General features: G+C 62.7%; 19 protein-coding genes and 1 tRNA gene. 3 read left to right on the plus strand and 17 right to left on the minus strand.

The features are described 5' to 3' along the window. Position 1 precedes the first annotated feature (1 nt). From CVS29_RS03570 to CVS29_RS03595, 6 genes are all read right to left on the minus strand, one after another. On the minus strand, positions 2 to 670 hold the full coding sequence (locus CVS29_RS03570) for a bacterial proteasome activator family protein (RefSeq protein ID WP_110104988.1): 669 nt from the start codon (positions 668 to 670) through the stop codon (positions 2 to 4). Between the two features lie 115 nt (positions 671 to 785). After that, positions 786 to 986 (minus strand): YbdD/YjiX family protein, encoded by a 201-nt coding sequence (locus CVS29_RS03575; protein ID WP_110104989.1) that lies wholly within the window; start codon positions 984 to 986, stop codon positions 786 to 788. A gap of 2 nt (positions 987 to 988) precedes the next feature. Further along, positions 989 to 3,256 (minus strand): carbon starvation CstA family protein, encoded by a 2,268-nt coding sequence (locus tag CVS29_RS03580; RefSeq protein WP_110104990.1) that lies wholly within the window; start codon positions 3,254 to 3,256, stop codon positions 989 to 991. Positions 3,257 to 3,507: 251 nt separating this feature from the next. Further along, a complete protein-coding gene (locus CVS29_RS03585) occupies positions 3,508 to 6,432 on the minus strand; it encodes an FtsX-like permease family protein (RefSeq protein ID WP_110104991.1) in 2,925 nt (974 codons plus the stop codon). A 1-nt stretch (position 6,433) separates the two neighbouring features. Next, entirely contained in the window at positions 6,434 to 7,159 is a 726-nt protein-coding gene (locus CVS29_RS03590; RefSeq protein ID WP_110104992.1) for an ABC transporter ATP-binding protein, read from the minus strand. Next, complete coding sequence (locus CVS29_RS03595) at positions 7,156 to 7,812, minus strand: PadR family transcriptional regulator (RefSeq protein ID WP_110104993.1); 657 nt, start codon at positions 7,810 to 7,812, stop codon at positions 7,156 to 7,158. The genes CVS29_RS03590 and CVS29_RS03595 overlap by 4 nt, the downstream gene beginning before the upstream one ends. A 176-nt stretch (positions 7,813 to 7,988) precedes the next feature. On the opposite strand from CVS29_RS03595, the gene CVS29_RS03600 reads away from it, so the two are divergent. Together CVS29_RS03600 and CVS29_RS03605 are read left to right on the plus strand one after the other, a co-directional pair. Next, entirely contained in the window at positions 7,989 to 8,183 is a 195-nt protein-coding gene (locus CVS29_RS03600; RefSeq protein WP_146212988.1) for a hypothetical protein, read from the plus strand. A 343-nt stretch (positions 8,184 to 8,526) separates the two neighbouring features. Continuing rightward, positions 8,527 to 8,745, plus strand: a complete 219-nt coding sequence (locus CVS29_RS03605; protein ID WP_110104995.1) for a hypothetical protein — start codon at positions 8,527 to 8,529, stop codon at positions 8,743 to 8,745. A gap of 44 nt (positions 8,746 to 8,789) precedes the next feature. Here CVS29_RS03605 and CVS29_RS03610 read toward each other — a convergent pair whose 3' ends face one another. Next, positions 8,790 to 9,773: an NAD(P)H-quinone oxidoreductase gene (locus tag CVS29_RS03610; RefSeq protein WP_110105320.1), complete on the minus strand. Its 984-nt coding sequence runs from the start codon at positions 9,771 to 9,773 to the stop codon at positions 8,790 to 8,792. A gap of 95 nt (positions 9,774 to 9,868) precedes the next feature. Here CVS29_RS03610 and CVS29_RS03615 point away from each other — a divergent pair. Beyond that, a tRNA-Ser gene (locus CVS29_RS03615) sits at positions 9,869 to 9,956 on the plus strand. Between the two features lie 68 nt (positions 9,957 to 10,024). On the opposite strand, the gene CVS29_RS03620 is transcribed toward CVS29_RS03615, so the two are convergent. The 10 genes from CVS29_RS03620 to CVS29_RS03665 all read right to left on the minus strand — a co-directional run bounded on the left by CVS29_RS03620 (position 10,025) and on the right by CVS29_RS03665 (position 20,499). After that, positions 10,025 to 10,966, minus strand: coding sequence for a cytochrome b/b6 domain-containing protein (locus CVS29_RS03620; RefSeq protein WP_110104996.1), 942 nt, complete (start codon positions 10,964 to 10,966; stop codon positions 10,025 to 10,027). A gap of 12 nt (positions 10,967 to 10,978) precedes the next feature. Continuing rightward, a complete protein-coding gene (locus CVS29_RS03625; protein ID WP_110104997.1) occupies positions 10,979 to 11,962 on the minus strand; it encodes an electron transfer flavoprotein subunit alpha/FixB family protein in 984 nt (327 codons plus the stop codon). A 14-nt stretch (positions 11,963 to 11,976) separates the two neighbouring features. Continuing rightward, complete coding sequence (locus CVS29_RS03630) at positions 11,977 to 12,789, minus strand: electron transfer flavoprotein subunit beta/FixA family protein (RefSeq protein WP_110105321.1); 813 nt, start codon at positions 12,787 to 12,789, stop codon at positions 11,977 to 11,979. Between the two features lie 26 nt (positions 12,790 to 12,815). Continuing rightward, positions 12,816 to 13,709, minus strand: coding sequence for a MaoC family dehydratase (locus CVS29_RS03635; protein ID WP_110104998.1), 894 nt, complete (start codon positions 13,707 to 13,709; stop codon positions 12,816 to 12,818). Positions 13,710 to 13,984: 275 nt separating this feature from the next. Next, the gene (locus CVS29_RS03640; protein WP_170120885.1) at positions 13,985 to 15,484 is read right to left on the minus strand and encodes an MFS transporter; all 1,500 of its coding nucleotides are present in this window, start codon (positions 15,482 to 15,484) and stop codon (positions 13,985 to 13,987) included. Positions 15,485 to 15,750: 266 nt separating this feature from the next. After that, a complete protein-coding gene (locus CVS29_RS03645) occupies positions 15,751 to 17,247 on the minus strand; it encodes an aldehyde dehydrogenase family protein (RefSeq protein ID WP_110105000.1) in 1,497 nt (498 codons plus the stop codon). A gap of 1 nt (position 17,248) precedes the next feature. Continuing rightward, complete coding sequence (locus tag CVS29_RS03650) at positions 17,249 to 17,680, minus strand: Zn-ribbon domain-containing OB-fold protein (protein ID WP_110105001.1); 432 nt, start codon at positions 17,678 to 17,680, stop codon at positions 17,249 to 17,251. A gap of 9 nt (positions 17,681 to 17,689) precedes the next feature. Further along, positions 17,690 to 18,895, minus strand: coding sequence for a thiolase family protein (locus tag CVS29_RS03655; RefSeq protein ID WP_110105002.1), 1,206 nt, complete (start codon positions 18,893 to 18,895; stop codon positions 17,690 to 17,692). 136 nt (positions 18,896 to 19,031) lie between these two features. Then, the gene (locus CVS29_RS03660) at positions 19,032 to 19,862 is read right to left on the minus strand and encodes a VOC family protein (protein WP_110105003.1); all 831 of its coding nucleotides are present in this window, start codon (positions 19,860 to 19,862) and stop codon (positions 19,032 to 19,034) included. A 22-nt stretch (positions 19,863 to 19,884) separates the two neighbouring features. Next, positions 19,885 to 20,499 (minus strand): TetR/AcrR family transcriptional regulator, encoded by a 615-nt coding sequence (locus tag CVS29_RS03665; RefSeq protein WP_110105004.1) that lies wholly within the window; start codon positions 20,497 to 20,499, stop codon positions 19,885 to 19,887. Positions 20,500 to 20,543: the final 44 nt, after the last annotated feature.

Consider the following 20,543-nt stretch of genomic DNA (forward strand, 5'->3'; position numbering starts at 1 on the left):
GCTAGAGGTACTGCCCCGGCCCGCCTGCGTCGGGGCCTCCCAAAGCGGCGCCTTCCGGCCGGGCACTGGCCGGCATGCCACGGCCCGCTGGTGCACGCTGGGGCTCACCGTTCTCGCCCACAATGACACCGGGGGCGATCATGGTACCCGGCGGCAGCTGGTGCATGGCAAGGCGGGCAGCCGTTTGCTGGTTCGCCATGGCTTGGGCTGCCAGCGCGGTCTGAATGCCGTGGAACACCCCTTCCAGCCAGCCAACCAGCTGTGCTTGGGCAATGCGCAGCTCAGCGTCAGATGGCGTGACGTTGTCCGTAAAAGGCAGGCTCAGCCGGTGCAGTTCCGCGATGAGTTCCGGGGCCATGCCATCTTCCAGCTCGGCTATGGACGCTTGGTGAATTTCTGCCAGACGGACCCGCGCGGCGTCATCAAGCGGGGCACTCTTGACTTCATCTAGGAGCTGTTTGACCATGGTGCCAATACGCATGACCTTGGCTGGCTGGTCCACCAGCTCCGCTATATTGCTCTGATTCTTGGCTGCCTTGGATTCCTGCTCCGCAGGGCTGTCTACTCCAGGGCCATTTGCTCCCTGGCTGCCACCGGCATCCGCGGTGTTCACCAAAACTGTGCCTTCGGCCGCGTCGTCAGGGGCCGGGATCTGCGCCTTTTCACTCATAGTGCCAGTCTCTCACGGCCGCACAAGGGCCTCACCCGTGGAGGGCGTGCCAAAGTGCCGAGGGCGGGTGAAATTTCACCCGCCCTCGGCACGTTGGCACACTCTCACAGAGCGCTTAGCAGCAGCGGCCCTCCGGGTTGGTGTCCTGGCGCTGGTTCTTATCTCGCCAGAATTCCTTCACGCTCAGGGCAGGGGCCTCGCAGCGGGTGGCGCTGTGGTGCTCAAGGTAGCGCTCGTAGGCGTCCGCCCCGAGAACTCCCATGAAGTACTTGTTCACGGCTGCCAACATTTCCGCCGCCCGGCGCAGGGTTTCCATGCCTAGTGTCCCTGCCGTGCCGGCTGCTTACCGGACTCAGACCACTCCTTGAGCAGTGCCTTCTCTGCCGCGGTGGGCACCATGCCCGCCGGTGCGAAGATCTTTGAAGCAATGGCTGGGTCCTCCATGCTGGGACCGCCACCGGCACGGACGGAACGGACGGTGATCAGGACGGCTGTGGTGATCACGATGATGGAAAGCAACACAAAAATGATGGACAGCGTGCCCTGGACCGCGGTGTTGCGGACCACGGCTTCCATGGCTTCCACAGTTTTCGCATTTCCTAGGCTCGTCTTGCCAGCTGCCAGTGCTTCCTTGTACGCCTGGTGCTGAGCCCAGTAGCCTACGCCCGGAACAGTGGAGAAGATCTTTTGGTAAGACGCCACAACTGTCACAACGGTCACAAATGCCAAGGGGGCGATGATAATCCACAGGTACTTCATGCGGGTGTTCTTGGCGACAATGGTCAAACAGACGGCCAGGGCTATGGCTGCCAGCAACTGGTTGGCGATGCCGAATAGCGGGAACAAGGTGTTGATGCCGCCGAGTGGGTCGGAGACGCCCATGATCAAGATGGCTCCCCAGCCTGCCACCATGATGGCGGTGGTGATCCAGATACCCGGACGCCACGAGTTGTCCTTGAACTTCGGGGCAAAGTTGCCAATGGAGTCCTGCAGCATGAAGCGGGCCACGCGGGTTCCGGCGTCCACTGCGGTAAGGATGAACAAAGCCTCAAACATGATGGCGAAGTGGTACCAGAAGCTCATCATGGCCTGCCCGCCGGCCACCTGCTGCATGATGTGCGCCAAGCCCACAGCCAAGGTGGGTGCACCGCCGGTGCGCGAAACGATCGACTCTTCACCGACGTCGGCCGCGGTTTGTGCAAGCAGGGCCGGGTCAAGGCTCACACCGGTCAGGCCCAGCGAGTTCACAAAAGCTGCCGCGCCCTCAATGGTGCCACCGGTGGCACCTGCGGAGGCGTTCATGGCGAAGTAAATACCGCGGTCAATGGACAGTGCGGCCACAAGTGCCATGATGGCCACGAAGGATTCCATGAGCATGCCGCCGTAACCGATGAAGCGGGCCTGGCGTTCCTTCTCGATCAGCTTCGGGGTGGTGCCGGAGGCGATCAGTGCATGGAAACCGGAGAGCGCACCACAGGCGATGGTGACAAAGAGGAACGGGAACAGCGAGCCGGAGAACACCGGGCCGTCGGAGCGGGAAGCAAATTCGCTAAAGGCAGGGACGTTGATGGTGGGACGGACCAGCACAATGGAGCCGGCCAGCATCACAATGGTGCCGATCTTCATGAACGTGGAGAGGTAGTCGCGAGGAGCCAGCAACAGCCAGACCGGCAGGATGGCAGCGATGAAACCGTAAATGATGATTGCCCAGGCCAAGGTGGTGCGGTCCAGGCTGAAGGTCTCGGCACCCCATTCAGTGGCTGCCACCATGCCGCCGCCAATAATGGCGGCCATCAACAAAACGAAGCCGATGAGGGAAACTTCCATGATTTTCCCCGGGCGCAGGTAGCGCAGGTAAACACCCATGAACAGGGCGATCGGGATGGTCATGGAGACTGAGAACACGCCCCACGGGGATTCGCCTAGGGCGTTGACAACCACCAATGCCAGAATCGCGACAATGATGATCATGATCAACAAGGTGGCGATCAGTGCGGCCGTGCCGCCAATGAGGCCCAGCTCTTCCCGAGCCATCTGGCCCAAGGAGCGTCCGCCACGGCGCATGGAGAAGAACAAGACAACATAATCCTGGACGGCGCCGGCAAAAACCACGCCGAGGATGATCCAGATGGTGCCCGGCAGGTAGCCCATTTGGGCGGCCAGAATGGGTCCCACCAGAGGCCCTGCTCCGGCGATCGCGGCAAAGTGGTGGCCGAACAGAACGTTACGGTCGGTAGCAACGTAGTCCTTGCCATCGGCCTTGTATTCGGCCGGGGTTGCCCGCTTGTCATTGGGCCGCAGCAGATACTTCTCAATGACCTTGGAGTAGAAGCGGTACGCAATCAGGTAGGTGGACACTGCGGCGAACACGAACCAGATGGCGTTGACAGTTTCCCCGCGCACCACGGCCAGAACCACCCAAGCCACACCACCCAGCAGCGCAATCGCGGACCAGATGGCGATCTTCAGCGGTGTCCACTTGTGGGCTTGCGCATCCTTGACCAAATCCACCGCCACGGGTGGAAGCTGTGGATCTTGGACTAAAAGATCCCCTGGATCGGCTGGTGCGTTTGGCGATACTGGCATGCTGCTCTCCTTTGAGTCTGTCTAAAACCTTCAATAAGTTACCAATAGCTTGCGGCCCTTACCCTCCTGTGAGGGAAAACACCACCTTTTATCGACGAACGGTGGCTCTGCTGCGGTGAACGGACGCCACAGCGCGTTTCTGCGTGATCCAATAGTTCGTCCCGCAGGCATTGAAGTACAGGAATTAAAGTACGACGCCGGGAGGCCCCTACCAGCGTTGGGCGGCTCCCGGCCTGGTGCTTTCAAGGTATTTAGGCCAGGGTCTGCCGCCGTGTCAGGGGCAGTTTCCCCTTGGTCAGCACCCAGGCAGCACCCGCACCGAAGAGCGGAACCAACACAGCCAGCGCGCCAAGCTGCAGCCACGGCACCACAATCGCTGCGCCGCGCTGTTGCGAGAGCACCACCACGGTGGGAATGGCCCCGGCAATCACGCCCAACACGGTGCCTAGCAGCGCCGTCATGAGCATCTGCGAGCCGGAGATGGCCTTGCGCAGCTTGGTGTCCGCACCAACACTGGCCAAGGTGGCGTGGTCGTTGCGGCCGTCGGCGAGCGCCAAGCCTGCCGTGATGCCAGCGGCACTGAGTGTGATGAGCGCCCCGCCAATGACGATGACCCACAAAATGATGGCCATGTTGGTGGCCGGTCCCGTCTCAAAGTTCATGTAGCCGTTCTGATCAAGCACGGGTGTCATGGCCGATTGCACTTGGTCCCGTTCAGCTGGCGCCAGCGGCTCCGGGATGGTGGCCAGCAGAGCCTGATCGCTCACGGGCATCCCTGCGGCGGCTGCAGCGTCCGGGGACATGATGCCGAAGTAGGGTAACGGCTTCTCCGGTGCATCCACTACGGCCGGGATGCTGTGTGAGGTGAGCGCCTTCCACTGGTGGCGCATGTAGTTCGTGTCCGGGCTGGTTGGATCGTAGCCCTGGAAGTTCTCCTCGTCGGAGGGGTCGTAGCTGATGACCGTGGCCGTGTCATCGGGTTGCAAGTACACCTTGTTGGCGAGGACCATGCCACCGGTGGCGAGGGTTTTCCTCGCCTCCGCACTGGGCGCACGGCCCAGCAGCGCAGCCAGTTCAGCTTCCCCACCCACCACGAAGGTGGGCAGGTTCCTGATATTTCCACTATCAGCCAAGGCTCCGGTGCAGCGCCAGTGGTCCAGGTTCACTGGTTTCCAGTCCTTGCCTAGCTCGCAACTATTCCCCACTGGTTCTGCCAACAACCAGCGCGGACACGCCACGGTAGGTTTCAGTTCCTGACCCGGACTTTTCATTTGTTCGTTTTGCTGGTCGATCTCACACTTGCTGGTGTCCGGCACTCCGCGCAACAGCTGGGTTCTGACACCGGCGCCCAGCGCTTCCTTGAGCAGTGTGTTGGCATCCTCGGCGTCCACCGTGACCATCGTGGCCGCATTGCTGCTCATGGCACCGCCACCAACGTCCACATAGTTGTAGTCAACGTAATTGAGCAACAGCACGCTCTGATTCAGGTTGGCCTGCCAGGTGTACTTGTCGCTGGCGTCAGCCATGGTGCTAGCTGTGCCTACCATCAGCGCGCCCGAGAGCGTTGCTGCGGCCAGGACTGCCGCCACGGCCGGCACTGTCCGCCCCCTGTTGCGGGCAGCATCGCGGGCCGCCAACCGCAACGGCAACGGCAGCCAGGAAGTCCTGGTGGTCAACAGTTCAATGAGCCGCCCCGTCATGAAAATGAGTGCGAATACGAGCAGTACAGCACCCACCACCACGGCGCCTGCCAGCCATGGCGCCCATAGGTATTGGGTATCATTGCCGCCCAGGAAAATCGTGGCAATGCTAGAGGCGGCCATAAGAGTTGCTGAAAGCAGCAGCAACCCTCCCCCGATGCGCGTACCCCATTTAGACGGGGCGTCGGCAGTGCGGCCGGACTTCAGCGCGGACAACGTGGCTTGTTTGGCCACCGCCCGGGCCGGCACCATGGCAGCCACAAGCCCTGCCACCACGCCCACCAGGATCAGCCCCAGGGCGGGAAGCCACATCAGGTGCAGCCCCGTGAAGATGGTCAACCCTTGGTTCCGGACCACCAGCACGGTGATGACGGCGGCAATGGTGCCGAGCACGGCACCAATGACGCCGCCGGCCAGACCGAGCCACAACCCGCTGGCCGTGACGGTGGTGCGCACCATGGAACTTTCAGCTCCGGATGCTGCCAGCAGGGCGAGATCGCGTTGCTGCTTGCGTGCGCCTACGGCAAAGGCGGCTCCTGCCAGCAGCCCCACTTCCAGCAGGGCCAGCACACCGATGAGCCCGCCCATGAGGAACATTTGGACCATGGCAGAACTGCGCCAGCCGTTCTGCAGGATCTCTGCATCCGCCCCGAGTTCGGCCTTGCTGGGCGGGTCCAAGATCAAGCTGCGGGAGGACAGCACCACACCTTGGGCGTTGAGTTCCTTCGCATCATCCCAGCGCAGGGCCCGCTCCCCCACCAAATACGCGGTGGCCGGGCCAAGGTTCTGCGTCAGCGCGGCTGACAGCTGTTCCGGAGTGAGGAACAGGTACGACTCGCCGTCCCCCTGGCCCTCCGGACGGATGGTGCCGACAATGGCGAAGGTGCCGGCCGACGTCGTCAATTCATCGCCGAGGGCCAGATCAAAACGTTCCAGCAAGCCTCGGGTGGCAAGAGCCTGGGAGGCAGTGGCCGGGGCGGCGCCGTCCAGCAGTGTGTACTTGCCCTTGAACGCCGGGTTCAGCACGTCCGTCACGGTGGTGTTCACTTCCACCTGCGCCTTACCCACCGCGGTGTGGACCGTGGTGGAATGCCAGGGGAGCACGGTGAAACCGGCCGGGACAGCGTCCATGGGTGCGGTGGGCACAAAGTTAGGGTCGGGTTCCCCGCCGCCATGCCAACCCCCGTAGCCAGTGTCGCCGCCGATGGACTGGATGGCCTTCGCATTCTGCGCGCCCAGGGTGCCAAGTCGGCCCTGGGTTTGGCCCAGTTGCGTGGTAACAGTCTCAGCATTCGTGGGCATGGTGCTCATGCCCGCCGTTGCGGCGAAGGACATGGCGAAGATGGGCAGCGCAATCAGCGCAACGATCAGTGCGGAACGCCCCCTGTGGCGGCGGATGTCCCGCCACGCCATTTTCAGGGCAACTTTGAGCCGGTGCTGGCCGCCGCCCTTGACAGGTTTCAGGTCAAGCGCCACCTCAGTGTGCTAAACCGGAGAGCAGTACGGAAGGATCGTGCTGCGAGGCTGCCTCATCCACAATGCGCCCGTCCTTCAGGAACACCACACGGTCTGCCCAGCCTGCGTGGCGGGCCTCGTGCGTGACCATGACGACGGCGGCCCCGGCTTCTGCGCGGTTGCGCAACACTTCCAGGATGCCGTCGCCGGTGGCGGAGTCGAGGGCGCCGGTGGGCTCATCAGCCAGGATCAAACGGCGCTGGCCCACAATGGCACGGGCAATGGCCACGCGCTGCTGCTGGCCGCCGGACATCTGGTCCATGAACCTGTCTGCGAGATCTTCAATGCCCACCAGGCGCAGGGCGTCCTTGGCTTGACGGCGGGCCTTGCGTGCGGGGGTGCCGTCAAGCTCACGCGGCAGGGCCACGTTTTCGGACGCCGTCAGGGTAGGCACCAGGTTGAAGTCCTGGAAAACGTAGCCCACGGCGCGGCGGCGCAGCCGGGCGAGCTCGTTGATGCTCAGCCCACCCAGCGGCGTGCCTTCAACGTAAACCTCACCGCTGGTGGCCTTGTCCAGTCCCCCAGCGAGGGTCAGCAGGGACGATTTGCCCGAGCCCGAGGGGCCCATAACAGCCACAAATTCGCCAGCATGAATGGTCAGATTCACGTTGCGCAACGCGGCAACAGAGGTGGCGCCTTCGCCATACGTCCGGCTGACGGACTCAAGCTGCAGAATTTCATTGCTCATTTGCTGGCCGCCTTCGTGGTGGATGTGAGTGTTGGGGTGCTGACGTCCGCCGGTATTGCACGCTCGGCCCGCCTGGTGGCTGCAGATTTGCCGGCTGAGGCTGCGCGTTTGGCCATCCAACCTTCACAGTGATCCAGCCAGCGCACTTCGGCCTCTGTACTGAAGATCAGGGAGTCAAGGACCAGCAGCCACGCGGCGTCGTTGGGATCACCGGCTTCTTCGCTGGACAGCTGAACGCCGGCAGTCGTAGCGGCGGTGCGGCGCTGCCGCGTGTAGTCCTGCAGCAACCTCATCGAGGCCGTGCGTTGGGCCTGAACCACGGCGGAAACGTCAACGTCCTCCAGGGTCAGGGCCAACGCCAGCTTGATGGCCAGCTCATTGCGCGGCGGGTTGGCCTGAGCCACGGGTTGGGCGAACCAATCCATCACCTCGGTGCGTCCGGCGGCAGTGATGCTGTAGATGACGTGACCTTCGCCGTCGTCCCCATCTTTCGCCACCAGCTCATCCCGTTCCAGCCGGTCAAGGGTGGTGTAGACCTGACCAATATTCAGTGGCCAGGTGGAGCCGGTGCGCTCCTCGAACTCGCCGCGCAGCTGGTAGCCGTAGCGCGGGCTTTCCTGTAACAAGGCCAATAAAGAATGCTTGATGGACACTGGTGCTCCCTGAGTTGGCGCGAAAGCCCCCAATGAACCCTCGCCGCAACGGTATGCATACCGCGTATAGCAAACATAGCTACTGAGTATGGTGGGTGCAACTGTGACGTTCTGCTTTTGCTACGGTTAAGCCCTTGGAAAGGACAGTTCTGCACGTGATTCCCGATTTTTCTGCCATGAGCAATTGGCCACTGCGGTCCGCCGCGGGAGGTCTTTTTACTCTGATCCTGGGGGCCGAAACCACCTTCAAGTACACGGACCATCCTGGCCCCCGGACCCAAAAGCAGCGTCACATGGCGGACATCGACAAATCCCAGCACGCCCTCTGGGCATTTAAGCAGGCTGATTCAGCTCGGATAAAAGACGTCTAAATACGTAGCAATTTACTGGTAAGGCCCTTCTGCCACGATCAAGAGGTTCTTCTACCTCGAGCCGGGCATGCAACTTTGCATCATCGTGCTTGCGCTGGCCGCTCTCTGCCTGGTCTACATCGCGTGGCGTGGTCTGCGCGGTGACCGGCGCGCGTGGAGAGTCACGTACTACTTCAGTGGGAGCACGAACACATTAGGCCCCCAGCTCAACCTTCCCTTGCGGGCAACAGCGTCCGCCATTTTTTCCTCGTTGTTGCGGTGAAAGTGACGCAGGCCCAGGGAATCTCAGCGAGCCAAGCCAGAGAAAGCGCGTCCACTTACGCACTTTTAGGGTCCATTCTGGATGGCTGTATTTTGGTGGACATCATTTCTAGGACCGCGCTCGTCCCGGCACTGGCGGGCCCGCGGTCGCCGCGGCCTTGCCCTGCCCTACTTAGATACTGAGATCCGTGCGGCAGAGGCATTGCCAGCCGGGCCGGAGCAGGACCTCCTGCTGCAAGACATCCAAGAGAATAGAGACGCACTGGCCATCCTGAAGAGAAAATACCGGCTCAAGGACTAGCTGCCAGCCCGATATTATGAGCCAGCCTGCGCCGGCCGACCAGGCTAAAGCGTCAACAGCACCTTGCCCACATGCGTACCCGAATCGAAGTACTCGTGCGCAGCACCAACTTGTTCTAACGGGAAGGTCTTATCCACCATGGGCTTGACGGCACCACTGGCCACCAGCGGCCAAACATGCTCGCGCACTCCGTCCATGATGGTGGTCTTTTCCTCGATTGGCCGGCCGCGCAGTGTGGTGCCAATAATGGCCGCACGCTTGGTGAGCAGGGCACCCAAGTTCAGTTCCGCACTCGCACCTCCTTGCAAGCCAATGACCACCAGCCGGCCGTAGGTGGCCAGTGCGGCGACGTTGCGGGCCAGGTATTTGGCCCCCACGACGTCGAGAATCACGTTCGCTCCCTGCCCGCTGGTGAACTCATTGAGCCGCTCCACGAAGTCCTCGCTGCGGTAATTGACGGCCAGGTCCGCGCCGAGATAACTGGTGAGCATGGCAACTTTTTCATCGCTTCCAGCCGTGGCAACCACGTGAGCGCCAGCCGCCTTGGCGAGCTGGATGGCCATGGCACCAATTCCGCCGGCACCGCCGTGGATGAGGACGGTCTCGCCCGCCTGCAATTGTGCCGTCATGAACAGATTTGAATAAACAGTGGCGGCAACCTCTGGCAATCCCGCAGCAGAGATCACATCAATACCATCCGGCAAAGGCAGCACCTGACCCGCTGGAACCGCCACTTGCGCGGCATATCCACCACCTGTGAGCAATGCCACAACTTTCTGGCCCAGGCTAAACGGCTTCGTCACATTTGCGCCAAAACCGGCAATTCGACCCGAGACCTCAAGGCCTAAAATCTCTGACGCTCCGGCTGGCGGCGGGTAGAAACCACGGCGCTGCTGCACGTCCGCCCGGTTGATTCCGGCGGCAACAACGTCAATAAGGACCTCTCCGGGGCCCGTTACCGGGGCGCAGGCCTCACTTACTGCCAAAACCTCTGGGCCACCCGCACCTGTTGCTATAACTGCCTTCATGACGTTCTCCATTGCCGTTTCATTCCTTTAAACCTTCACAGGCCCCGTACTCATTTTGGTGGCACGGCCCTGCTTATGAAACACTACTAGGGTAAGGAAGGTTGTCCGAGCGGCCGATGGAGCTGGTCTTGAAAACCAGTGTGCGGTAACCCCGTACCAAGAGTTCGAATCTCTTACCTTCCGCGCATAAACAAAAGAAGCGGCCCCGTCACTGGGGCCGCTTTTTTGTGGTTATGGACTTCCAGGCCTTGCTACTTGGAAATCTTGCCCATCACGCCTGCAATGGGCCGCAGGAAGAGGGGCCGGGCCAGGAACACCGCCCCGACCATGAGCACCAGTGAGGCTGCGAAGATGCCAAAGCCGAGCCACCCGGCGTCCTGGCGCGCGGCGAACATGTGGTTCAGGTTCCCCAGCGCTCCCGTGCACAGCACCAGCGCCACGTGCATGATGACGAAGCCGGTGAAGAACAACATGACGGGGAAGTGGATTTTGCGGGCCGCTTCAATGGGGAAGGCCTTCGAGAGCGCCGCCTTGTCCTTGGGCCAGGCCGGGCTCATGCGGACGCCCGTGATGGCGGCCAACGGGGCAGCAATGAAGACGACGGCAAAGTAGGCCAGGACCTGCAGGGCGTTGTAGTTGACCCAGCCATTTTCTACTGGCCAGCTCAGCGACGCATATTGCAGCCCGGCGCTGAGCGCGTTGGGAAAAATGTCCCAGCTTGTGGGCACAATGCGCATCCAGGCGCCGGTGACAAACAGCAGCACCACAAACACGGCGCCGTTGAGCAGCCACAGCACGTCCACGCTCAGGTGGAACCACAGTTCCAGGCTGATCTTGGCCGGCTTGCCTTTTGTTTTCAGCAGCCCCGTGTTCTTGCGTGTCCAATACGCCTTGGGCCTGGCGGTGGTGCGCACCTGCCAGCCGGAACGGATGATCAGCACCAGGAAAAAGGCGTTGAGGAAGTGCTGCCAGCCAAGCCACGCGGGAATCCCGACGGGCGCATTGTCCGGCAGTTCGCTGTGGCCGGGGAACTGGAGCAGGAAGTCCTGGACCGGAGCCAGCTCGCGGGCCCAACGGGCCAAAATTACGACGGCCGCCAGGGCCACCACGGCGGCGGCAGCCCACACGGCCGGACGGACCCAACGGCTGCCCCCGTCCGAGGCTTGTTGTTTCGATTTAGTTTGCAGCGACATCCGGCAACCTCTCTAGACGCCCGCGGGAACGCCGCTGCGTGCTGCAATGGCCTCCCGCAACTGGGGCAGGACGGTAAAGAGGTCCCCGACAATGCCAAAGTCGGCAACATCGAAGATGGGGGCGTCGGCGTCCTCATTGATGGCCACAATACGCTTGGCCGTCTGCATACCGGCCCGGTGCTGGATGGCACCGGAAATGCCCACGGCCAGGTACAGTTCGGGGGAAACGCTGACACCAGTCTGGCCCACCTGGCAGCTCTGCGGAACATACCCGGCGTCGACTGCTGCCCGGGACGCCCCCAACCCCGCCCCGAGCATGTCGGCCAGTTCCTCAACCAGCACAAAGTTCTCCTTCGAGCCCAGTCCGCGGCCGCCCGAGACGACGATGCGGGCCGAGCGGAGCTCGGGCCGGCCAAAGCCTGCCGAAGCCGTCTCGGCGGCCTTGATGGTGGCGGCCTGCGTGGAAACATCCAGTTGGCGCACCTCCACCACGGGTGAAGCAACGGCCGGGGCTGGTTCGGAACTGCTAGAGGAGACGGTGACCAGCGCAACACCCGCGCCAACTCCGGATTCATTCGTGTAGCTTCCGCCGAAGATCGAATGGCTTGCCACGATCCGGCCGCCGTCATTGGTAACGTCCACGGCGTCGACCATGACGGCGTTGCCGGTGCGGGCAGCCAGACGGCCAATGACCTCGCGTGCCGTAGGGCTTGTAGAGGCCAGCACCGCAGCCGGTTTGTGGCGGGTGATGGCATCGGCCAGCGCAGCCACGGCTCCGGCGGCAACCAGGCCACTCGACGCCGGGCACTGACCGTCAACGACCACCGCCGCACCCAGTCCGCCCAGTTCCTTAGCGAGTTCCTCCGAAGCACCCGAAGGGGTGGCTACGACGGCGACCGGCGTGCCCAGGCGTGCGGCCAGACCCAGTAGGTGGGCCGTGCAAGAACGCAGTGTTCCGTTAGCTGCAAGTTCAATGTTGACGAGAATGTTGCTCATGATGGGCAGCCCTTTCAGATCAGGTTTTCGGCGCTGAGGAAGTCAGCGAGCTGTGTGGCGGCGGTTCCGTCGTCCACGAGCTTCAGACCCGCCGTCCGGGCCGGGCGCAGGGTCGTGGACAGGACCACGTTGCCGTTGGCGTGGGTGACGGCAGTGCCAAACCCAGCAGCGCCAGCCACGGCAGTGCCAAACCCAGCAGCGCCAACCACGGCAGCGCCAACCACAGCCACGGGCTTGCGCTTGGCTGTCATGATGCCCTTGAACTTGGGGAAACGCGCCTCGGCGGAACTTTCCGTGATCGAGATGACGGCAGGGAGTGCGCCGGTCAGTTGCTGGACGCTTTCGGCGTCCTGCCGCTGCCCGGACACAGTACCTAACTTGATCACCACGGTGTCCAACGAGCCAAGGAAGGGCCGTCCCAAAAGTTCGGCCACCATGGCCGGCACAACGCCGCCGCGGCCGTCGGTGGATTCGTTGCCGGCCACGATCAGATCAAAGCCTGCGCCCTGCATGGCACCGGCCAATTCCCTGGCCGTGGTGAGTGCGTCTGCGCCTGCCAGCGCGTCGTCAACCACGTGGATGGCCGAGTCCGCACCCATTGAGAGTGCCTTGCGCAGCGCTTCCAGAGCCGTGCCAGGGCCCATCGTGACGGCCACAATCTCCACTGATTTGTCAGCGTCCTTTTCCCGCAGCGCGATTTCCAGGGCGCGTTCGGTGATTTCGTCGGCAACCCGGTCACTGGCGGACCTGTCGACGGCGCCGGAGGAAGTGAGCTTCCTGTCGTCGGCGGTGTCGGGGACCTGCTTGATGAGAACTGCAATTTTCATGATTTTTTCTTCCCGTCCGGACGGCATTAGGCCGTGGCCGCTGCTAGGTGGTCAGTGCTTTCTCCCGCGACCGCGCGGCGGTGTGCGTAGCTTCCGCGGTCCAGCACTACGGTCTCCCCTACCCGGACCTGGAACACAGCACCGGTCTCGGTCTTCCAGATGCTGGTAGCTAGTTCGTCGCCGGGAACCACGGGTGCGGCGAAGCGGACACTGAGGGTGCCGAAGGTCTCCACGTCGGAACCGCAGACCTGCTCCAGGACCGCCCGTCCGGCGAAGCCCATGGTGCACAGGCCGTGGAGGATCGGCTGGTCGAAGCCGACCATCTTTGCCAGTTGCGGGTCCGAGTGCAGCGGGTTCCTGTCGCCATTGAGCCGGTAGATAAGGGCCTGGTCAAGGGAGGTCTTCTCCACAACGATCACGTCGGCCGGACGGTCCGGAACTTTCCACTGCTCGGAGGGTCCCGCGGGCCCGCCAAAGCCACCCTCGCCGCGGATGATCATAGTGGTCACGCTCGTCGCTACGAGTTCGCGGGTCGCCGCGTCCAGCAGTTCCGTGCTCAGCTCGATGACCGCATTTTTGCCCTTGTCATAGGCGGCGCTCATGCCGCTGACGGGTATCACGGTGCCGCTGGTAGCCAGCTCCCGGTGCAGAGTGATCTGCTGGCCGCCGTGCAGGATCTGCGATAGTTTGAAGTCGCCCAGCCCGTCCATGGATCCGGACGTTGAGCCAAGCACAACCGCGAATGTGGGCAGGACCTTTTGGTCCACGCCGCGTGAATTTTCGGTGGTGAAGGCCAGATTCTTCGCCGGACCCCCGGCCCCGGCCCCCACGCTGAGCGCATACAGCAGCGCATCCTTCGACGTCCAGGAGAAGGGTTCGCCCTCACTCATCTTCCCAATGTTGTGCATGTGGATCGCCACAGTCCTGCTCCTTTCATGGGGATTCTCCCCAACGATTCAGACGGCCACCCAAAGGTGGCGTGGATCACTCTATACGAAATACTATAACGAGATTCTAGTTCTTGTCTATGGTTGTGCCGGTATCATTTGTCCACCCCGCTCCCCGGGCTGGGCCCCGGCACATACAACAAGGGGCCCTGCCGCTTCCCAGATAGGGATGCGCAGGGCGCCCGATTGTGTGCAGTGGTTGTTAATGGTGCGGCGTTTAGGGCACCTTCTAGGCTGCGCGGCCCAACTCAGTTGGCAGCCGGCACGGGATCCTTGGCCAGAGTTCCGCGCCGCGTGGAACGTTCTTGGGTGGTTTCCGGGACCCACTGCACCGGACGGCGTTTCAGGAACAGGGCAACGAGCACGGCCAGGATGGCGAACACCAGCACAAAGACAAAGCTTGCGCTGATGCCGCCCTGGGCCACGATGGTGGTTTCCGGGTTCTGGTAGCTGGCAAGGATCATGGCCCCGATGGCAGTGGCGGCGGACTGGCCAATGTTGCGGACCATCGTGTTGGTGCCGGCAGTTTCCGAGGTGTGGGTTTCTGGGATCGCCTCAATGAGAACGTTCGGCAGGGCGCCGAAGGTCAGGGAGACGCCAATGCCGTTCAATGCCATGGCCAGGCAGAATGCCACCACGTTGCCATAGGTGAGCAGGATGATGGGAATGGCCGCCGCCATGAGGCACAGTCCACCAATGAAAACGGAGCGTGCACCGAAGCGGAAGGCCAGCTTGCCACCCAGCGGAGAGAACAGGTAGCCGACAACGGCCGTCAGCGCACTGAAAATGCCGGCGATTGCAGGGGCGAAACCGAGGCCAAAGCCCAAGGTCGTCGGGTATTGGAGGACCATTTGGGTGGGGACGGACATGCCGCCGATGGGTCCGAGGGCAGCGAGCATGGTGGCCGTCATGACGAGCGCGACCTGGCGGTTCTTGAACATCCTCAAATTCACAATGGGAGACTCAACGCGCAGCTCCCACCACACCCAGATGGCCGTAACGACGATGCCTGCGGTGATCAGGCCTAGGAACTGCACTGAACCAAACCCCGTCTTCGAGGCCCCGGAAAGTGCTAGCAGGATGGCGCTGACTGCGATCGGCAGCAGCACGGCGCCTAGGTAGTCGGGCTTTTCCTTGCTGGGAATCAGGGTGTCGCGGGGAATGACGGCCAGGATGGCGACGGCGGCAACCACGGCAAGTATCGCGGAGAAGATGAAGATCAGGTGCCAGGAGAAGACCTGGATCATGATGCCGGCAATGAGCGCACCTCCTGCACCTGCAATCAAGGCCGAGGCTCCGATCATGGAGACACCCACGGGGATCCGTTCTTTGGCCATGTGTTCACGTGCCAGGCCAAAGGCGAGCCCCATCAAGGCACCGGCCGTGCCCTGAATGGCACGGCCCAGGATGATCATGCCCAGGCTGCCTCCAATCAGGGAGATCAGCGAGCCGGCAAAGGCGATCATCAACACGATGATCATGACCTTACGCCGGCCGTACATGTCACCGAAGCGTCCGCCCATGACACCGGCTGAGGCGGAGACCAGCAGGTAGGCCGTGACAACCCAGGCAACCGTGCTGGCATCCACATTGAATTCTTTGATCAGCGTGGGCAGTGTTACGTACATCATGGATAATTCAAAGGCCGAGACAACTTCGGCCAGGATGAGAACTGTCACGACGGCGGCGAATCCGGGCCGTTTGAGGGTGTTCAGGGTTCCGGGTTTCCGGAGATTAGCGAAGGACATCTTCGTCCAGCCTTTCGTGGGTGTGCTGAAAAGAAAGTGGTTGTGCCCTGAAGGAATTGGTGGGCAATGTAACGAACATTCCTTGGAACGGCGGACGAACACGAAGATGACGTGCCGGCCATTCCCGGCCCACACCACCTCATGCGGCGGTGACGACGGTTTTTGACACGCTTGCCTGCGGCACACCGTCAGGGGTGCGCCGCAGGGCAAAGGGGACATGCAGAAAGGGCACATGCAGGGTGGAACAGGAGCGCCAGGCAGGGCGCCTAGTTGGTGCCGTAGGCGACGGACTTCGTCCAGAAGAACTCCTCTAGCCCCTCCAACCCGCCTTCGTTGCCGGTGCCCGAGTGGCCAATACCGCCGAAGGGGCGCTCAGCCACCGCGTTGGGTGCGCCATTGACCACCACTTCGCCAGTTTCCAGCTGCTCCACGACCCTCATGGCGCACTTGGCATCCGAGGTCCATACATAGCCTGAGAGTCCGTAGTCGGTGCTGTTGGCCAGGGCCACGGCGTCGGCTTCGTCGCTAAAGCGCATGACGGCCAGGACGGGGCCAAAGACTTCCTGCCGGGCCAGCTCACTGTCCCGGTCCACGTCCGCCACCACCGTTGGCGGATAGTAGTAGCCATCTGCCAGCTCACCGCCTAGGCGGGTGCCGCCGGTGAGGATGCGGGCGCCGTCGTTCCGGGCCTGGGCCACCATGGCCTCAATGCGATCGATGGCACCCTGGTTGATGACAGGTCCGCAGATGGTGTCCAGTTCCAGTGGGCTGCCCACCTTGAAGGATCCGGCGATGGCCGCCACCTTGGCCACGAACTCATCGTGGATGGAATCCTGCACCAGCAGCCGCGTGGGCAGGGCACAGGCCTGGCCGGTCATGATGCCAAACGCCATGAAGGCCGCATGCAGGGCCGCTGCGTCCAGGTCGGCGTCGGCAAACACCAGGTTCGCCGACTTGCCGCCCAGTTCCAACACGACGGGCTTGAACGTCTGGGCGCAGGCCGCGGTGATCTTCCGTGCAGTGTCAGGGCCGCCCGTGAACGTCACCTTCTTGACCAGGGGGTGCGAGACAAGCGCAGCACCGGCCTCGGCGCCGCCGGTGAGTACGTTGAACACGCCGTCGGGAATGCCGGCCTCGCGGACCAGATCGGCAAAGAGCATGGCGCTGAACGGCGTCAATTCACTCGGCTTGACCACCACGGTATTCCCTGCCGCCAACGCGGCCGGGACCTTCATGGCCAAGGACATCAGTGGTGCGTTCCAGGTAATGACCACCCCAATCACGCCGTAGGGCTGGCGCAGGGTGTGCCCGAAGGAACCGCCGGCACCGGCCACGGAGGTGACGCGGCCCAGGGGCAGCTTGTCCGCCCAGCCGCCGTAGTAGCGGATCCATTCTGCCGCGGCACCCACCATCGCCGCCGCGGTGGCCTGTGGTGTGCCGTTATCGGCGGTGGCGAGTGCGGCAAATTCCGCGGTGTGCTCCTCTACCAGCCGGGCGAGTGTAAGCAGTGCGCGGGCACGTGTCCCGGCTGGTGTTGCCTTCCACACCGCAAATGCCTCGTGTGCGCTTTGAACGGCTTCGTCAACATCGGCGGCGCCGGCCAGCGGCACAACAGCGTCGGGAACTCCCGTGGCAGGGTTGATGTGGTGGTAGGTGCCGGCACCTGTGCTGCGCGTGGTGGAGCCAATACGTAGCGTCACCTCCGGCAGTGTCACCTCCGGCAGCACAATTGCGGGGCGCTGCTCTTCCGTTGCGATACCCATCTCAGGCCTCCGGCTCGTAGCGGAGCATGGTGACGTCCGCTTCGGGGTAGTCGCAGAACACGGGCTTAACCCGCATGCCGATCTGGATGTCCTCGTGGGCCACGTTGACCAACTCTGTGGAGAATTTGGGGCCTTCATCCCACTGCACCACGGCCAGGACCATGGGCCCCGATGCCGCGAAGTGCGGCGCCACCGGACGAGTAGTGATCGTGTACGTGTAGAGGGTTCCGGCCCCGGAGATCTCACGCCATTGCAGATCGTCAGCCAAGGTGCGCGGCGCAAGCGGGCGGGGGTAGAAGATGTACTCGCCCAGGGACGGGGAGTACTGGATGCGCACCTTGTGCTCGGCCAGGGCATCCCAGAAAGGCTTGGTGATCGGGGTGGGGACCGGAAGCGGCGGTGTCAAGACGGGCTGTGTGTAGGTGGTGCTCATGGTGTGTTCCTATTCCCCTTCAAAAATCAGTGCTGTTTGCTCGCTCATGATGCCGCCGTTGCCGGTGACAAAGGCGCGGTTGCAGTCCGCGACCTGTGCTTCTCCGGCGCGTCCCATGATCTGGCGGGCGCCGTCGATCACGTGGTGCATGCCGCCGGCAATGCCCGCCTGGCCGAACGACAACTGGCCACCGGCCGTGTTAACCGGGAAGTCGCCCCGGAACGTGAGGTCGTGCTCGTTGACGAACTGCATGCCCTTGCCCTTTTCAGCAAAACCGGCGTCTTCCAGGCTCATGAGCACGGTGATGGAGTAGCAGTCGTAAATGGAGACCATGTCCACCTCATCCCGGCCAATCCCGGCCATGGTGAACGCCTGATCCGCGGCATGGACCATGGGCGAATACATGAGGTCCCGCGCATAGGTAGGTGTCTTGTAGGGCACCCGTTCACCGAATCCCTTGATCCAGACGGGACGGTTTTTGGACTTGGCCGCCATGTTCTTGTTACCAATGACGACGGCGGCGCCTCCCTGACAGGGCATCACAATTTCGAGCATGTGCAGCGGGTCCGCGACCATGGGCGAGTCCAGGACGTCCTGGGCCGTGATGGGTTTCCCATGGAAGACGGCGCCGGGGGTGGCGCAGGCGTTGGTGCGCTGGTCCACGGCAATCTTCGCCATGGCCAGCTCGTCGTAACCGAACTCGTGCCCGTAGCGTTTGGCGATCTGGGCGTAGGGGCCGTTCTGACCAAGGTTGGCGTAGGGGATCTCAAATTCGGCCTGCGGGGAACCGTACTTGTTGGAGGAGGCGCCAAAGTACATGGAATCCTCCATGACAAAGGGGTGACGTTCGTGGGTGGGTACCTCGTGCGTCCCCGGGAAGGTGACCAGGACGGCGTCGCACAAACCGAGTTCGACGGCGGCCGCGGCCCGCCAGACGGCGGCGGCAGAGCCGGCCCCGCCCAGGTCCACGATCTCGGCAAAGTTGGCGTCGATGCCCAGGTATTCGGTGATGGTGGAGGGCACAAACATGCTCGCTTCACCAATCAACGGTGTGACAATACCGTTCACGTCCGTGGCGTCCAACCCGGCATCGTCCAGCGCGGCCTTGGACAATCTGGCCCACTGTTCCAGGTTGAAGGTTTTTTCGCGGGCCAGCTTGCGCTGCGGCGGCAATTCGTAAAAACCAAGGATTGCGGCTTCTCCTCGAAGTCCCATGGTGATCTCCTCAAATAATTGTTCGTTTTCATCCTCTGCCCCTGTTTTTGGGTGCACTCGATGATGGTGTGGTGGTTTGTTGGGTGTAGTTGGCTGGCGTACTGCCGGGAAATGGCACCTGGCGGTGCTGCTGGAATTAGGTCCCTGTTCCGGCCGGGCGGCCCTGCAGGATGGCGCCCTGCAGGATGGAGATTTTCAGGCCGATGCCCGGGTGAACCGTACCGCTGGCCAGCAGTGCATCCAGCTGTTCCGGGACATCCCTGCGGGACCAGTCCGCTGCCGCGTCCAAGGCCAGCAGGCCGGCAATGCCGAAGCTTTCACCGTCTGCTCCGGTTTCCGTCAGCAACAGGTCCGCGCCAGCGTCCCACTGGAAGCCGGCGGTTGCAGTGCCGGCGCCGTACTGCTTGGCGCCGAGCACCCCGCACAGGACCGTCCGTGCCCGGGACAAGTCCGCGACGTATCCGTAAATGAGTGGAATGCGCAGGGCCGCCGTGTCCGTCTGTTCCCACGGGCAGGCGAGGGTTCCGCCGTCGGAGGTGGCGGTGAGCTCCTCCACACTCAGCGGCGCCTGGACCATTTGGACCAGGAACCCGAGGCCAGTATCCCGGGGATGCAGAAATGCTTCCTGCCATTGCGGATGTGCCAGGTTCACCAGGATCGGCTCGATCCCGGCCTCCTGTGCTCCCGCAATGGCGGCCCGGATGTCATGGACCTTGAAGGTGATGTGGTGGGGGCCGCCCTGACCGTCAATCTCGGTCAGGAAACGCTGAATGAACGAGTGTTCCCCGCTGCCAGGTTCTAGAAGTTCCAAGCGCATGTCATCGGCAACGGCCAGCTGGCAGGGGCTGAACGCTTCCATCTTGAAACCGCTGGCCCAGCGCGCACCCAGCTGGCGGTTCAGCAGCGTGCCCGCCGGTTCCCAGGCAGGCACCGCAATGGCCAGGTGGTCCAGTTCGTGGGCGCTCATAGGAGCCCCCCGGTCTGACCGGCTAGTGCGCCCCGGCCTCGAACTGTGCCAGCCGCAGGCCGATCATCTGGACAAACCTGTCCAAGATCCGGTGCGCCTCGGTGAGCGTCTTGTCCCCCGACAGCAGCCTGGCCACCAGATCCATCAACACGCACCAGACCATGGCGGTGATGTCCGCCGCCTCGTCGTCCAAGAACATGGAGAGGTCCGAGTGGATCGGTTGCTCGAGCACTGTTCCAAGCCGGTGCATGAGCTCGGAAACCTCCGGATCGTTCGTGGCGCGCAGCATCAGGATCGCCTTGTAGAAGTTCGGCTGCTTCTCGAACGCGGCCAAGGCCATGCGAAGCCGCTGACTGATCCGCTCCGTGGTGCCTTGGTGCTCCGCCCATGACTGGTCCATCGAGTTGAACGGCACGCTCCAGTCGTACACAACATTCGCGTACAGGTGTTCCTTCGAGGTGAAGTACCGGTACAGCGTGCCCAGGGCCACGTTGGCCTCTGCGGCCACATCGCGGATCTGGATCGATTCGTAGTCGTGGTCGCGCAGCAGCGATTTGGCGGCGTCCAGGATCCGTTGCCGCCGCAGCTTTTGATAAGCGGGAAGCTCGGTCCTTTCCCCAGATAGCACTCCGGTCATGACTCGCCTCCTGCGTGAATATCCGGTTGACCATCAACGGTACC

Origin of the sequence: Arthrobacter psychrochitiniphilus (assembly GCF_003185915.1) — a bacterium.
Taxonomy (GTDB): domain Bacteria; phylum Actinomycetota; class Actinomycetes; order Actinomycetales; family Micrococcaceae; genus Specibacter; species Specibacter psychrochitiniphilus.